This window comes from Micromonospora sp. LOL_025 (assembly GCF_048060285.1).
Lineage (GTDB): Bacteria > Actinomycetota > Actinomycetes > Mycobacteriales > Micromonosporaceae > Micromonospora.
Genome location: NZ_JBHMIR010000049.1, coordinates 1 through 14,713, shown reverse-complemented (window position 1 = coordinate 14,713; position 14,713 = coordinate 1). Strand labels below are relative to the sequence as shown.

The 14,713-nt window shown below is 73.9% G+C and carries 13 protein-coding genes and 1 riboswitch; of the genes, 12 read left to right on the top strand and 1 reads right to left on the bottom strand.

The features are described 5' to 3' along the window. The first annotated feature begins 28 nt into the window (after positions 1–28). The 7 genes from ACFHW0_RS30325 to ACFHW0_RS30295 are packed head-to-tail and all read left to right on the top strand — an operon-like array spanning position 29 to position 7,555. Complete coding sequence (locus ACFHW0_RS30325) at positions 29–922, top strand: dihydrodipicolinate synthase family protein (RefSeq protein ID WP_416613058.1); 894 nt, start codon at positions 29–31, stop codon at positions 920–922. After that, positions 922–1,923, top strand: coding sequence for a proline racemase family protein (locus ACFHW0_RS30320; RefSeq protein ID WP_416613057.1), 1,002 nt, complete (start codon positions 922–924; stop codon positions 1,921–1,923). The genes ACFHW0_RS30325 and ACFHW0_RS30320 overlap by 1 nt, the downstream gene beginning before the upstream one ends. Next, complete coding sequence (locus tag ACFHW0_RS30315) at positions 1,920–3,326, top strand: aldehyde dehydrogenase family protein (protein WP_416613056.1); 1,407 nt, start codon at positions 1,920–1,922, stop codon at positions 3,324–3,326. Before ACFHW0_RS30320 ends, ACFHW0_RS30315 begins: the two co-directional genes overlap by 4 nt. Before the next feature lie 36 nt (positions 3,327–3,362). After that, a complete protein-coding gene (locus ACFHW0_RS30310) occupies positions 3,363–4,778 on the top strand; it encodes an aminopeptidase P family protein (RefSeq protein ID WP_416613055.1) in 1,416 nt (471 codons plus the stop codon). Then, positions 4,775–5,923: an NAD(P)/FAD-dependent oxidoreductase gene (locus ACFHW0_RS30305; RefSeq protein WP_416613054.1), complete on the top strand. Its 1,149-nt coding sequence runs from the start codon at positions 4,775–4,777 to the stop codon at positions 5,921–5,923. Before ACFHW0_RS30310 ends, ACFHW0_RS30305 begins: the two co-directional genes overlap by 4 nt. Next, positions 5,910–6,164, top strand: a complete 255-nt coding sequence (locus tag ACFHW0_RS30300; protein WP_416613053.1) for a (2Fe-2S)-binding protein — start codon at positions 5,910–5,912, stop codon at positions 6,162–6,164. Before ACFHW0_RS30305 ends, ACFHW0_RS30300 begins: the two co-directional genes overlap by 14 nt. Then, entirely contained in the window at positions 6,161–7,555 is a 1,395-nt protein-coding gene (locus tag ACFHW0_RS30295) for an NAD(P)/FAD-dependent oxidoreductase (protein ID WP_416613052.1), read from the top strand. Before ACFHW0_RS30300 ends, ACFHW0_RS30295 begins: the two co-directional genes overlap by 4 nt. A 139-nt stretch (positions 7,556–7,694) precedes the next feature. Here the strand turns inward: ACFHW0_RS30295 and ACFHW0_RS30290 are convergent, their stop codons facing one another. Further along, on the bottom strand, positions 7,695–10,241 hold the full coding sequence (locus tag ACFHW0_RS30290; RefSeq protein ID WP_416613051.1) for a collagenase: 2,547 nt from the start codon (positions 10,239–10,241) through the stop codon (positions 7,695–7,697). A 258-nt stretch (positions 10,242–10,499) separates the two neighbouring features. After that, positions 10,500–10,592, top strand: a riboswitch (glycine riboswitch). A gap of 138 nt (positions 10,593–10,730) precedes the next feature. On the opposite strand from ACFHW0_RS30290, the gene gcvT reads away from it, so the two are divergent. From gcvT to ACFHW0_RS30265, 5 genes are all read left to right on the top strand, one after another. Beyond that, entirely contained in the window at positions 10,731–11,858 is a 1,128-nt protein-coding gene (gcvT, locus tag ACFHW0_RS30285) for a glycine cleavage system aminomethyltransferase GcvT (protein ID WP_416613050.1), read from the top strand. Between the two features lie 36 nt (positions 11,859–11,894). Next, positions 11,895–12,287, top strand: coding sequence for a glycine cleavage system protein GcvH (gcvH, locus tag ACFHW0_RS30280; protein WP_416613049.1), 393 nt, complete (start codon positions 11,895–11,897; stop codon positions 12,285–12,287). Continuing rightward, positions 12,284–13,558: a serine hydroxymethyltransferase gene (gene glyA / locus ACFHW0_RS30275; RefSeq protein ID WP_416613048.1), complete on the top strand. Its 1,275-nt coding sequence runs from the start codon at positions 12,284–12,286 to the stop codon at positions 13,556–13,558. The genes gcvH and glyA overlap by 4 nt, the downstream gene beginning before the upstream one ends. 106 nt (positions 13,559–13,664) lie before the next feature. Beyond that, on the top strand, positions 13,665–14,600 hold the full coding sequence (locus ACFHW0_RS30270; protein ID WP_416613047.1) for a proline dehydrogenase family protein: 936 nt from the start codon (positions 13,665–13,667) through the stop codon (positions 14,598–14,600). Positions 14,601–14,642: 42 nt separating this feature from the next. Continuing rightward, a partial coding sequence (locus ACFHW0_RS30265) for a serine dehydratase beta chain (protein ID WP_416608769.1) occupies positions 14,643–14,713 on the top strand: 71 nt, incomplete at its 3' end.

The window sequence follows — 14,713 nt, the reverse complement described above, 5'->3', positions numbered from 1 at the left end:
TGCCATGTAACATTTTACTGGAGGTGGCGTGGAACAGATTCCGTGGCGGGGCGTCCTGGCGGCCACCGCCCTGCCGTTCGACTCCCGTGACCTAAGTGTCGACCTCGACGCCTACGCGGCGCACGTCGGGTGGCTCGCCGAGAACGGTTGCCGCGGCGTCGTCCCGAACGGCTCGCTGGGGGAGTACCAGGTCCTCAGCGACGGGGAACGCGAGGCCGTCGTGCGGACCGCGGTGCAGGCGGCCCCGGCCGGCTTCTCGGTGGTTCCCGGCGTGTCGGCGTACGGCGCGAACGAGGCGCGACGCTGGGCGGACCAGGCGGCCGAGGCGGGCTGCCAGGCCGTGATGCTGCTGCCGCCCACCGCCTACCGCGCCGACGACGCGGCCGTGCTGGCCCACTACCGGGAGGTGGCCAAGGCCGGCCTGCCGATCGTGGCCTACAACAATCCGCTCGACACCCGCGTCGACCTCACCCCGGCACTGCTGCGGCGGCTCTTCGACGAGGGCCTCGTGGTCGCGGTCAAGGAGTTCAGCGGCGACGTCCGCCGCGCGTACGAGATCGCCGAACTCGCCCCCGGCCTCGACCTGCTGGCCGGCGCCGACGACGTGGCCCTCGAACTGCTGATGGCCGGCGCGGTCGGCTGGATCGGCGGCTACCAGAACGCCATCCCGGACAGCTGCGCCCGCCTCTACCAGGCCGCCGTCGCCGGGGACCTGGCGACCTCCGTGCCGCTGTACCGGACGCTGCACCCGCTGCTGCGCTGGGACTCCCGCTCGGAGTTCGTCCAGGCGATCAAGCTCTCCATGGACGTGGCCGGCCGGCCGGGCGGACCCACCCGCCAGCCGCGCCAGCCCCTGCCCCCGGCGGTCGTCACCGAGATCCGGAACACCACCGAGCGGCTGCTCGCGGCGGGTCACCGCTGATGCGCACCAACCGCGTCATCCACGTGGTCGACTCGCACACGGAAGGGATGCCCACCCGGGTGGTCACCGGCGGAGTCCCGGTGATCCCCGGCGCCACCATGGCGCAGCGCCGGGAACACCTGACGGCCCAGCTCGATCACCTGCGTACCTTCCTGATGTACGAGCCCCGGGGCCACTCGGCCATGTCCGGGGCGATCCTGCAACCCCCGACCCGGCCGGACGCCGACTTCGGCGTGATCTACATCGAGGTGTCCGGCTGCCTGCCGATGTGCGGCCACGGCACCATCGGCGTGGCCACCGTGCTGGTCGAGACCGGGATGGTCGAGGTCACCGAGCCGGTGACCACCGTCCGCCTCGACACGCCCGCCGGCCTGGTGGTGGCGTCGGTCGCGGTGACCGACGGCCGCGCCACCGCCGTCACGATCCGCAACGTCCCGTCCTTCGCCGCCGCGCTGGACGCCGTGGTGGACGTTCCCGGCCTGGGACGGGTCCGCTACGACCTGGCCTACGGCGGGAACTTCTACGCCGTGGTGGACCTCGCCGAGCTGGGGCTCAGCCTCGACCGGGCCCGCAGGCAGCCGCTGCTGGAGGCCGGAATGGCCATCCTGGCGGCGATCGACGCCACCGACCGGCCGGTGCATCCCGAACAGCCGGAGATCTCCGGCTGCCACCACGTCTACCTGGCCGGCGAGGGCTCGGACGCCCGCCACTCCCGGCACGCCATGGTGATCCACCCGGGCTGGTTCGACCGGTCGCCCTGCGGCACCGGCACGTCGGCGCGGATGGCGCAGCTGCACGCCCGGGGCCTGCTCCCGCTCGACCGGGACTTCGTCAACGAGTCCCTGCTCGGCACCCGGTTCGTCGGGCGGCTGGTCGGCACCACCACCGTCGCGGGCCGCCCGGCGGTCGTGCCGACCGTCACCGGGCGGGCCTGGCTGACCGGCACCGCCCAGCACTTCCTCGACCCTGACGACCCCTTCCCGGCGGGATTCCTGTGGTGAGTGAGCTGATCCGGAGTCGTTCCCCGCAGTGCCCGAGCGACGTGGTCGTCCAGCGGGCCGCGGCGACCCAGGGGGAGGTCCGGGCGCTGGCCGCGCGGGCGCGTACCGCACAGGCCGGGTGGTGCCGGGAAGGGCCGGCCGGCCGCGCCTCGGCCCTGCGCGCGGCGGCCGACCGGCTGCGCGACCGGGCCGACGCGCTCGCCGACCTCGTCGTCCGCGAGGTCGGCAAGCCGGCGAGCGAGGCGCGCGCCGAGGTGGACCGCGGCGCGGCCATCCTGGACTACTACGCGCAGGCCTGCTACGCCGCGACCGGTGACGTGCTGGCACCCTCGCTCCCGGCGCACCAGCCCGGCCTGCTCTTCACCGAACGCCGCCCGCGCGGCGTCGCCGGGCTGGTCACGCCGTGGAACTTCCCGCTGGCCATCCCGCTGTGGAAGGCCGCACCGGCGCTCGCCACCGGCAACGCCGTGCTGCTCAAGCCCTCCCCGGACGCGTTCGCCTGCGGCGAGGCCGTCGAGGGGCTGTTCGAGGGGCTGCTCCCGAACGGGCTGCTGCACGTCGTACCGGGCGGGACGGAGACCGGGCGGGCGGTCGTCGAGGCGAGCGACGTCGTCTCGTTCACCGGGTCCGCGACCGTCGGCGCTCAGGTCGCGGTCGCTGCCGCCCGCGCCGGGCTGCCGGTGCAGGCGGAGATGGGCGGCCAGAACGCGGCCCTGGTGCTGCCCGACGCGGACCTCGGGCAGACCGCCGCGCTGCTGGCCAACGCCGCGATGGGGTACGCCGGGCAGAAGTGCACCGCGACCCGGCGGATCGTCGTGGTGGGCGACGCGCGGGAGTTCACCGAGGCGCTGGTGGCCGCCGTGGCGTCGTTGCGGTTCGGCGATCCGGCCGAGGCGACCGTGGTCGCCGGCCCGGTGATCGACGCGGCGGCGCGCAGCCGGGTCCTCGACGCCGCCGAGGCCGCGCGGGCGAGCGGGGCGCGGCTGCTCACCGGCGGCACGGGCGGCCCGACCGTCGCCGACGACGGCTGGTACGTCGCGCCGGTGCTGATCGACGGGCTCGACCCGGCACACCCCGTGGCCAGGGAGGAGACCTTCGGGCCGTTGGCCACGATCCTGGCCGTGCCGGACCTGGCCAGCGCCGTCGACCTGGTCAACGACGTGCGGTACGGGCTCGTCACCTCCGTGCACGGCCGCGACGTCGGAGCGCTGCTCGACGCCGCCCGGCGGATCGACACCGGCCTGATCCGGGTCAACGCGCCGACGACCGGAGTGGACTTCCACGCGCCGTTCGGCGGCGAGAAGGCCTCCAGCTACGGCCCGCGCGAACAGGGCACCGCCGCCCTGCACTTCTACACCTCGGTTCGCACCGTCACCTTCGCGGCGCCGCCGCGACCCAACTGACACACCCCCACCCACCATCCCCGTCAAGGAGCCGCTGTGACCCGCGCCGACCTGCGTACCGGCAGCCACGACCTGCCGGTCAGCCCCGCGCTCGAGGAGTTCATGTCGTCCGGCTGGGCGGACACCGAGCAGTACGACCTGCCGGTCGACGAGGTCGCCGGCTGGGCCGCGACCCGGCGCGCGCGACTGCACGACCTGTTCGCCGGCCAGCGCCTGGTGGTCCCGGCCGGAGGCTACAAGCAGCGCTCCAACGACCAGAACTTCCGCTTCCGCCCCCACTCGGCCTACACCTGGCTGACCGGCGACCAGTCCTCCGACGGCGTCCTCGTGATCGAACCCGACGGGGACGCCACGCTGTTCCTGCGCCCACGCTCGGGGCGCAAGGACGGCGAGTTCTTCCGGGACCGGGTCTACGGCGAGCTGTGGGCCGGCCGGCACCCCACGCTGGGGGAGAGCAGCCGGCGGCTCGCCCTGCCGACCCGCCACGTCGCCGAGCTGGCGCCGGCGCTGGCCGGGGCGCACAGGCCGACCCGGGTGCTGCGCGGCGTCGACCGGGGTGTCGACGCGCTGCTCGGCGGCGGGGCCACCGCCGGCGATGCCGAGTTCGCCACGGTGCTGGCCGAACTCCGCCTGCTCAAGGACCCCTGGGAGATCGCCCAGTTGGAGCAGGCGGTGGCCACCACGACCCGGGGCTTCGAGGACGTGGTGCGGGCGCTGCCGATGGCGATGCGTACGTCCGAGCGGTATCTGGAGGGGGTGTTCTGGCAGCGCGCCCGGCTGGAGGGCAACGACGTCGGCTACCAGTCCATCGTGGCCGCCGGCGCACACGCGGCGACCCTGCACTGGAACGACAACGACGGGCCGGTCCGCGACGGTGACCTGCTGCTGCTCGACGCCGGGGCGGAGACCCGGTCGCTGTACACCGCCGACATCACCCGGGTGCTGCCGGTCTCCGGCCGGTTCAGCCCCTTGCAGCGCGACCTGTACGAGCTGTGCCGGCGGGCCAACGACGCCGCGCTGGAGTGCCTGCGACCGGGTGCGCGGTTCCGGGCGTTCCACGAGGCGGCGATGACCGTGCTGGTGCACGGGCTGGTGGATCTCGGGGTGCTGCCCTGCACGCCGGAGCAGTCGTTGGCGGAGGACTGCGGCCTGCACCGCCGGTGGACCCTCTGCGGCTCGGGCCACATGCTCGGCCTGGACGTGCACGACTGCGCCGCCGCCCGGTCCGACACCTACCTGGACGGCCGGCTCGCGGCCGGTCACGTGCTGACCGTGGAACCGGGACTGTACTTCCAGCCGGACGACGAACTCATCCCCGCCGAGTTGCGCGGGCTGGGCATGCGCATCGAGGAGGACGTGCTGATCACCGACGACGGGTACCGCATGCTCTCCGACGACCTGCCCCGCCGCGCGGACGACGTCGAGGCGTGGATGCACCGCATCGCTTCATGACCACCGCCAGCCCGGACGTCGTCGTCATCGGGGCGGGCATGGTCGGCGTCGCCTGCGCCTACTACGCCGCCCGCGCCGGACTGGCCGTCACCGTGGTCGACCGGGGCGGGGTGGCCGCCGGCACCACCGGCGCCGGCGAGGGCAACATCCTCGTCTCCGACAAGCCGCCCGGGCCGGAGCTGGCGCTGGCCCGCCACTCCGTCGCCCTGTGGCGGGAACTCGGGGAGACCCTGGGCGCGGAACGGATCGAGCTGGAACACAAGGGCGGCCTGGTGGTGGCCGCCTCGCCGGCCGAACACGCCGCGCTGCGGGCGTTCGCCGCGAGCCAGCGCGGGGTCGGGGTCGAGGCGCACGAGGTTGCCGCCGACGCGTTGCCCGACCACGAGCCGCACCTGGCCCGGGACCTCGCCGGCGGCGTGCACTATCCGCAGGACACGCAGGTGCAGCCGATGCTGGCCGCCGCCCACCTGCTGCGCGCCGCCCGGGTGCGGGTGCTGAACGGGACCACGGTCGTCGGTGTGCGCCGCGACGCCGCGGGAGCGGTCCGGGGTGTGGTGACCGACCGGGGAACGCTGCACACCACGGCGGTGGTCAACGCCGCCGGTGTCTGGGCCGGCGAGGTCGCCGCCCTGGCCGGCGTCGAGCTGCCGATCCTGCCCCGGCGCGGCTTCATCCTCGTCACCGAGGCGCTGCCGCCACTGGTCCGGCACAAGGTGTACGCGGCCGGCTACGTCGCCAACGTCGGCCGCAGCACGGGCGACCTGGAGGTGTCGCCGGTGGTGGAGGGCACGAGGGCGGGCACGATCCTGATCGGCTCCACCCGGGAACGGGTGGGATTCGATCCGACCTTCCCGCTGCCGGCGCTGCGCCGGCTGGCGGCGGGAGCGGTCCGGCTCTTCCCGGTCCTCGGCCGGGTCTCGGCGATCCGCGCCTACCGGGGGTTCCGGCCCTACAGCCCCGACCACCTGCCGATGATCGGCGCCGATCCCCGGGTGCCGGGCCTTTACCACGCCGCCGGCCACGAGGGGGCCGGGATCGGTCTCGCCCCGGCCACCGGGCACGCCGTCGCGGCGCTGCTGACCGGGCGCCGCCCGGACGTGGACCTACGACCATTCGCCCCGGAGCGCCATGATGTTCACCTTTGACGGCCGCCCCGTCCCCACCGACGGGCGACGGACGATCGCCGCCGCGCTGATCGCCGCCGGCGTCCGCTCGTGGCGCCGGACCCGGGTCGGTGACCGACCCCGGGGGATCTTCTGCGGGATCGGGATCTGCTTCGACTGCCTGGTCCGCGTCAACGGGGCGTCGTCACAGCGCGCCTGCCTGGTCGTCGCCCGCCCCGGGGACGTGGTCGAGACCCACGACGACGACGGGCCGCGGCCGTGAGCGCGTACGACGTGGTGGTGGTCGGCGCCGGACCGGCCGGGCTGGCCGCGGCGGCCTCGGCGGCGCGGGCGGGCTGCCGGGTGGCGGTGCTGGACGCCGGGCCACGGCCGGGCGGGCAGTTCTGGCGGCACCGGCCCGACGCGGACGGCAGCGGCCACCCCGACTGGTCGACGTTCGCCCGGCTGCGCGAGCAACTCGGCCGGGTCGACCACCGCGCCGACGCCGCCGTCTGGTTCGTCGAGTCCCGCCGGGCCACGGCGGGCCGCGCCGATCCGGAGTTCACCGTGCAGACCCGGTCGGGGGCGGTGCACGGGCGCCGGCTGGTCGTCGCCACCGGCGCCCACGACCGGGTCGTGCCGTTCCCGGGCTGGGATCTGCCCGGGGTGGTGACCGCCGGCGGCGCCCAGGCCCTGCTCAAGGGCCAGGGGGTGACCTTCGCGCGGCGGATCGTGGTGGCGGGGACGGGACCGTTCCTGCTGCCGGTCGCGACCGGCCTCGCCGAGGCGGGCGGCACCGTCGTCGGCGTCTACGAGGCGAACGACCCGGCGGGGTACGCCCGCCACCTCCGTGCGGTCGCCGGGGCGGCCGGCAAGCTCGCCGAGGCCGGCCGGTACGGCTGGCGGATGCTCCGGCACACGGTGCCCTACCACCGCCGGACGGCGGTGGTGGCCGCGCACGGCACCGACCACGTGACCGGGGTGACCGTCGCCCCGGTCGGTCCCGGCGGCACCGTGCTGCCCGGCACCGGCACCGAGGTGGAGTGCGACGGCCTCGCGGTGGGCTTCGGGTTCACCCCGCAGGTGGAGTTGGCCGTGGCCCTGGGCTGCGCGACCCGGCTGGACTCCGACGGCAGCCTGGTGCTGGCCGTCGACGCGGCCCAGACGACCTCGGTGCCCGGGGTGTACGCCGCCGGTGAGGTCACCGGCGTCGGCGGTGCCGCCCTGGCGCTGGTGGAGGGGCAGTTGGCCGGGGGCGCCGCCGCGCTCTCTCTCGGCCGTCCGCCGCCCTGGTCGGCCCGTCGGCACGACCGCCTGCTGCGTGCCCGGCGTCGGCTGCGCCGGTTCGCGGCGGCGCTGCACGCGGTCCATCCCGTGCCGGCCGGCTGGCCGGACTGGTGCGCCGACGACACGCTCGTCTGCCGGTGCGAGGAGGTGCCCGCCGGAGCGGTCCGGCGGGCGGTGCGGGAGCTGTCCGCCACCGACGCCCGCGGCGCGAAGCTGCTGACCCGGGCCGGGATGGGCTGGTGCCAGGGGCGGGTCTGCGGCTACGCCACCGCCTGCCTGGCGGCGCGGGAGGCGGGCCGGACACCCGGAGCGGCCGACCTGGCGGGGTACGCGTCCCGTCCGCTGGCGCAGCCGGTCACGCTCGGCGAACTCGCCGCCGAGGAGTGAGAGTCACGCGGCGTCGCCGGTCACGTGGTGACCGGCGACGCTTTCCCGGAGCCGGGCCGGCCCGGCCGCTCGCGCGACCTGCGGGTGTGGTCGCCGCGCGAGCGCTGGCGGCCACACCCGTCCGGCGTGGCGCGGGTCCTCAGTACTGCGACCGCACGGTGACCCCGCTGAACGCCTGCTTGGCGTGCAGGCTCACGTAGTGGTAGCCGGGGGCCGGGTTGTTGATCGTGATCGTCTCACCGTTGCCGCTGGTGGCCGACCGCTGGGTGTACGTGCTCGTGGTGGCCCAACCGCTGCGGCTGTAGTAGAGGTCCGCGTCGCCGGTGCCACCGGACGAGGTGATCGTCAGGCTGGCGGTGCCGGCCGGAACTTGGAGGTAGAGGTAGTGCAGGTTGCCCGCGGTGGCCTGGAGGTTGCCGCGCTGACAGTTGCGGCCCAGCGTCCGCACGTCGCCGCCGGTGCACTCGGGCAGCGCGGCGGGGTCGCCGGTGACGGTGACGCTCCGGGAGGTCCTGGCGGTGGCGCCCTTGTCGTCGGTGACGGTGAGCGTGACCGTGTACGTGCCGGCGGCGCGGTAGGTCTTCGTGGGGTTGGTCGCCGTCGAGGTGGTGCCGTCGCCGAAGGCCCAGGACCGGGCGGCGATGCTGCCGTCGCCGTCGGTGGACTGGTCGGTGAAGGTGGCGCTCAGCCCGGTGGTGGTGGACGTGAACGCCGCGACCGGGGCCTGGTTCGCGGGCGGGTTGGTGGCGCCGCCGCAGTTGCCGGCCGAGCAGGCGTCCAGCCAGGCGTACCAGTCGGCGTCGTAGCGGCTGCCGATGGTGCCGGTCAACAGCGTGCGGGCGGCGTTCCAGTTGCCCGTGCGGTAGTGCCCGAGCAGCGTGGCGACGTCGCCAGGGTGCGACTGGAGCATGTACCGCACCGCCAGGTAGCCCCACCGGTAGACGCGGTTGGTGTCGTGGCTGTACGTGGTGTCGAAGAGCGTACGCAGCGGGTAGGTCTTCTTTCCGGCCTCGGTGATCGCGGCGCCGTAGGTCAGCTCCCGGTACGAGTACGACACGTACTCGGCGAAGCCCTCGATCCACCAGATGGTGGGGGTGGCGATGTTGTCGGTGAAGTCGCCGTACAGGTTGAAGCGACCGTCGAGGTAGTGGGTGTACTCGTGGTTGAGGTTCCAGATCTCGAAGGTGGGGCGCAGCCACTCCGCCTCGTAGGCGATGAAGCGCGGCTGGTTCCCGGCGACCGCCGGATCGCCTTCGAGGTACATGCCGCCGTTGTTCGTGTCGATGCCGAACATCGGCCCGCCGTACGTCTGGTAGTCGGCGCTGGAGTCGAAGACCACCACCTCGATGGTCGTGTTGCGGTCGTCGGCGACCGGACCCTTGTCCGCCGCCACCGAGTGGAAGTAGGCGTCCTGGTTGCGCATGCTCGCGCACGCCCAGTCGAGCTGGGTGGAGGTCATCTGCTGGGCGCGGACGCGGATGGTGCTGCCGCAGGCGAAGGTGACCGGCAGGATCGCCGCGGCCAGGCGCGCCTGGAGGTCGCAGGTGTCGTAGTAGGCGCAGTTCGCCCTGTCGTAGTAGTCGGTCATCTCCGCGACGCCGACCCAGAGGGTGGCGGTGGAGCCGGTCATCGCGCTCAGGTCGAGCAGGCCCCGGGCCAGCGGCCGTACCTTCGACCGCAGGGCGGTGTGCTGGAGGAAGCGGCCCAGTTCGCGGCCGGCGTTGGAGACCAGGTAGCCCCGGTCGGTGCCGAGCAGGGCCCGGTTGCCGGTGGCGAAGGCGTACAGCGTGTCCAGCAGGCTCGGATCGGCGGTGACGGCGCTGACGAACTCGGGCACCTGGTGACCCCGGAACAGCACGGTGTGGACGTTGTTGACGGCGTTGAGCATCCACGACGACGAGTCGTACGAGCTGTCGTAGCCGGTCAGCAGCCGCTTCACCACGTACAGGTAGCGGGCGTTCTCCTCCGCGCTGTCGATGAGCGTGACCGCCTCGGCCAGCACCTCGCCGTTGACGTCGTTGACGTCGCCGGAGCGGCTGTTGGCGAAGAACGTGTCCAGCCCGGCGCGGATGGCGGTGCGCAGCCCGGGGCCGTACGAGCCCACGGTGGCGGGGTGGTTCCACTGCACGTAGTACCCGGCCCGCAGGTACAGCACGAGCTGTGCGGTACCCGTGGCGTTGGTGCCGTCGTAGGAGGCAGCGTTGTCCCGCAGCCCGTACGCCACGCTGGTCATCTGCGCCTCGCGGAAGGCCTGGGAGGCGTCGCTTCCGGAGAGGCTGAACAGGGTGTTCACGCAGTCGGTGGTGGACGCCCTGATCTGCTGCACCAGGGCGCTGCCGGTCCGGCTCGTGAAGTCGCCGACCGCGCAGGGCGCGGCGGCCGCCCCGCGCATCGACGGGGCGTTGCGCCGCCCCCCGTCGTCGGGCCGGTCGTAGTCGCGGCGCAGCTCCGCACGGGACGAGGGAAGCGGGGCCCGCTCGCTCAGCGGCAGCGGTGCCCGCCGGACGTGGGCGTCACCGGCGCCGGAGCCGAGGCCGGCGTCGCTCGGGGCGGCGCCGGTCGGCCTGGGCGGTGGCGCCGCGTGCGCGGTGCCGGAGGAGGTTATCGGGGTCAGCCCGAGCGCCAGCACCAGTGCGAGCGGGACGGCGGGCCAGCCGCGTCGGTTTCGTGTTCTCGTGATTCTCACGGGTCGCCTCCTGGCGTTCGTGGTCCGGCCGGGTAGCCGGCAGGTGGTGGCGGTGCGGAGTGGCTGCGGCGTCGATTCCCGTCGATCGGTTGGGGCCGCGCTGTGGGTGGCCAGTACAATGGCACACATCACACATCGAGTAAAGAAATCGCCGACGATCGATATAAGTGACGATCTGACTACGGTGCGTTGCCGTTGACAGCCGCTCGACCGGTCGCCTACGGTCTGCGGGCAACCTACAACTACATAGACGCCGTTCGAACCCGCGCGGGAGAGATCCCGACCGTCCGTCGGGGCGCCGAAGGAGCAAACTCCCAAGAAACTCTCAGGCCCCGTTACCGCTCGGGTGAGGCGAACTCTGGAAAGCAGACGATCAGTCGTCTCACCCACGGTGCAAGCCGCCAACCGGCGGTGAAGCTCTCAGGTCGATGACAGAGCGGGAGGCAACCGACCGTACGACGCGACCGCGTCGGAACGAGGGAGGCCTCCGTGCATCAGAGTCCGACGACCCTGCTCCACCCACCCCTGCACGCCGTGCACGCCGAACTCGGCGCCCGGTTCACCGGCTTCGCCGGCTGGTCGGTGCCGCTGCGCTACGGCAGCGAGACCGCGGAGCACCGCGCGGTACGCGAACGCGCCGGCCTCTTCGACCTCAGCCACATGGGGCAGCTCGAGGTGTCCGGGCCGCACGCCGCGGCGGCGCTGGACCATGCGCTGGTCGGGCACCTGTCGGCGGTGCCGGTCGGCGGCGCCCGCTACACCATGCTCTGCGACGGGACCGGCGGCGTGCTCGACGACCTGGTCGCCTACCGGCTCGCCGCCGACCGGTACCTGCTGGTGACCAACGCCGTCAACACCCGCACCGCGCTGGCCGCGTTGCACCTGCGCTGCGCCGGACACGCGGCGACCGTCGCCGACCACACCGCCGAGCGGGCCATCATCGCCGTGCAGGGCCCGCGTGCCGCCGACACGGTGCGGGCCGTGGTCGGCGCGGAGCCGACCCGACTCCGCTACTACACCGCCACCGCCGTGGACGTCGGCGGGCGGCCGGCGATCGTCGCCCGCACCGGATACACCGGCGAGGACGGGTTCGAGTTCTTCCTCCGCGCCTCGGACGCGGAAGACGTCTGGCGCGCGCTGCTCGCCGCCGGCGCCGGGCACGGGCTGACGCCGGCCGGGCTGGCCTGCCGGGACACGCTGCGCATCGAGGCCGGAATGCCGCTGTACGGGTGCGAGCTGCACCGGGGCGTCACCCCCTTCGAGGCGGGCCTGGGACGGGTGGTGTCCTTCACCAAGCCGGGCGACTTCGTCGGCCGGGCCGCGTTGGCCGAGCGCCGGGACGCCGGGGCCGCCACCGTCCTCGTGGGACTGACCGGAACCGGGCGACGCGTGCCGAGGACCGGCCATCCGGTGGTCGCGCTGGCAGACGGCGTACCGGCGCGACCCGTCGGCGTGGTCACCAGCGGCGCGCTGTCACCGACGCTCGACCGGCCCGTCGCGATGGCTCACGTCCACGCCGACGCGATCGAGGCCCGGTCCCGGCTGGGCGTCGTCGTCCGAGGAACCACCGAGCCGGTGCGGACCACCCCGCTGCCGTTCTACCGCCGTCCGCGCTGACGCGGCCCCCGACCCATCCCCCCAGGAGTGACGACCATGGACGTACCCGCGCGTCTGCGCTACAGCCGCAACCACGAATGGATCGACGACACGGCGGAACCGGCGGCCGTGGGCATCACCGCGTTCGCCGCCGCCGCCCTCGGCGACATCATCTACGCCGAACTGCCCGAGCCGGGCACCCACCTGAGCGCGGGCGAGGTCTGCGGCGAGGTGGAGTCCACCAAGTCGGTGGCCGAGCTGTACATGCCGGTGAGCGGCGAGATCGTCGCCACCAACGAGGCGGTCGTCACCGACCCGGACCTGATCGGCACCGACCCGTACGGGGCGGGCTGGCTGGTGCGGGTGCGCCTGACCGACGCGCCGGCGCTGATGACCGCCGACGAGTACCGCGCCTACCTGGCCGACGCCGACGCGGCGGGTGCGGCATGAGCCTGCTCGACCGTGAACTGATCGACGTCGACCCGGAGATCGCCGACGCGGTCGCCGCCGAGCTGGACCGGCAGCGGCGGACCCTCGGCATGATCGCCTCGGAGAATCACGCGCCCCGGGCGGTCCTGCAGGCGCAGGGCTCGGTCCTCACCAACAAGTACGCCGAGGGCTACCCCGGCCGGCGGTACTACGGCGGCTGCGAGCACGTCGACACCGTCGAGCGCCTGGCGATCGAGCGGGCGAGGCGGCTCTTCGGCGCCGCGTACGCCAACGTGCAACCGCACTCCGGCAGCCAGGCCAACACCGCGGTGATGGCGGCTCTGCTCGACCCCGGGGACACCATCCTGGGCCTCGACCTCGCGCACGGCGGCCACCTGACCCACGGCATGCGGATCAACTTCTCGGGCCGGCTGTACCGGGCGGTGGGCTACCGGGTGGACGCCGAGAGCCTCCTCGTCGACATGGACGCCGTCGAGCGGCTGGCGCACGAGCACCGACCGAAGATGCTGGTGGCGGGCTGGTCGGCGTACCCGAGGACCCTGGACTTCGCGCGGTTCCGCCGCATCGCCGACGCCGTCGGCGCGTACCTGCTGGTCGACATGGCGCACTTCGCCGGGCTGGTCGCCGCCGGGCTGCACCCCAACCCGGTGCCGCACGCCCACGTGGTCACCCTGACCACCCACAAGACGCTCGGTGGCCCGCGTGGCGGCGCCATCCTCAGCGCGGACACCGACCTGGCCCGGCGTCTCGACTCGGCGGTCTTCCCCGGCCAGCAGGGCGGCCCGCTGGAACACGCCGTCGCAGGCAAGGCGGTGGCGTTCCGCATCGCCGCCGGCGAGGAGTTCCGCGACCAGCAACGCCGCGCCCTGCGCGGAGCGCGGATCGTCGCCGGGCGCCTGTGCGCCGCCGACGCGCACGACGTCGGCATCCGGGTGGTCGGCGGCGGCACCGACGTGCACCTGGTGCTGGTCGACCTGCGCGCGGCGAAGCTGGACGGCCTCCAGGCGGAGCGGCTGCTCCAGAGCATCGACATCACCGTCAACCGCAACGCCGTACCGTTCGACCCCCTTCCGCCGATGGTGACCTCGGGACTGCGGATCGGCACGCCGGGGCTGGCCACCCGGGGCTTCGACGACGCCGACTTCGCCGAGGTCGCCGACATCGTCGCCACCGCGTTGACGACGGCCGAGGTCGGCGAGGAACTGCGGGCGCGGGTCCGCCACCTCGCCGACCGGCACCCGCTCTACGCGGACCCCACGGCCCGCCCGTGAACCATCCGCCGGGGGCGCGTGCGGGCACCGCGCTCCCGGCGGCACCAACCCCGCCCGCCGCCGTCGGGCGACGGCACCGGGATTCGGCTCTCCGGAAAGGCGCTCCATGCCGAACAAGCTCCTGCTCCTGGCCGCGGAGAACGACCGCATCCGCGCACTGGTCTCGCGATCGTCCCTGACCCGAGGGATCGTCCACCGCTTCGTCGCGGGCGAGGAGGATCCTGAGGTGGTCGGCGTGGCTCGCCGCCTCGCCGGGGTGGGCCTCCAGGTCACGATCGACCACCTCGGCGAGGGGACGACGGCGCTCGCGCAGGCCGAGGCCACCCGCGACACGTACCTCGCGCTGCTGTGGTCGCTGCACGCCGCGGACCTGGCCACGTCCTCCGAGGTCTCACTGAAGGTCTCGGCGCTCGGTGGGTCGTTGCCGGGCGACGGGTACGGGCACGCCCTGCGGCTCACCCGCGACGTCTGTGCCGCCGCCACGGCCGTCGGCTCAGGCGTCACCATCGACATGGAGGACCACACCACCGTCGACGCGACCCTCTCCCTGCTCGGCGACCTGCGGGCGGAGTTCCCGTGGGTCGGCGTCGCCCTCCAGGCGTGCCTGCGGCGCACGGCGGAGGACTGTCGGCGGCTCGCCCACCCGGGCAGCCGGGTCCGCCTGGTGAAGGGCGCCTACGCCGAGCCCGCCTCGGTGGCGTTCGTGAGGAGGCGCCAGGTCGACGACGAGTTCCGGCGGTGCCTGCGCATCCTGATGGAGGGGCAGGGGTATCCGATGGTCGCCACCCACGACCCGAAGCTCATCGAGTACACCCTGCACCTGGCGCGGCAGGGCGGGCGGAGCGTCGAGGACTTCGAGTTCCAGATGCTGTACGGCATCCGCGAGAACGAGCAACTGCGACTGGCGTCGGGCGGGCACCGGATGCGGGTCTACCTGCCGTACGGCCGCGACTGGTACGCGTACTTCATGCGGCGACTCGCCGAGAAGCCGGCGAACCTGTTGCTGCTGGCCCGCTCGTTCACGCCCGGTTCCGCCAATTGAGCCACGCCGCCGGGTGCGGCCGACGCGACAGGAAGTGCGGTAATGATCAGCGTTTTCGATCTCTTCAGTGTCGGCATCGGGCCGTCCAGCTCCCACACCGTGGGGCCGATGCG

Coding starts and splice junctions, on each gene's coding strand:
- ACFHW0_RS30320 (WP_416613057.1), top strand. CDS start 922: ATGCGCACCAACCGCGTCATCCACGTGGTCGACTCGCACACGGAAGGG.
- ACFHW0_RS30305 (WP_416613054.1), top strand. CDS start 4,775: ATGACCACCGCCAGCCCGGACGTCGTCGTCATCGGGGCGGGCATGGTC.
- ACFHW0_RS30300 (WP_416613053.1), top strand. CDS start 5,910: ATGTTCACCTTTGACGGCCGCCCCGTCCCCACCGACGGGCGACGGACG.
- gcvH (WP_416613049.1), top strand. CDS start 11,895: ATGGACGTACCCGCGCGTCTGCGCTACAGCCGCAACCACGAATGGATC.
- glyA (WP_416613048.1), top strand. CDS start 12,284: ATGAGCCTGCTCGACCGTGAACTGATCGACGTCGACCCGGAGATCGCC.
- ACFHW0_RS30270 (WP_416613047.1), top strand. CDS start 13,665: ATGCCGAACAAGCTCCTGCTCCTGGCCGCGGAGAACGACCGCATCCGC.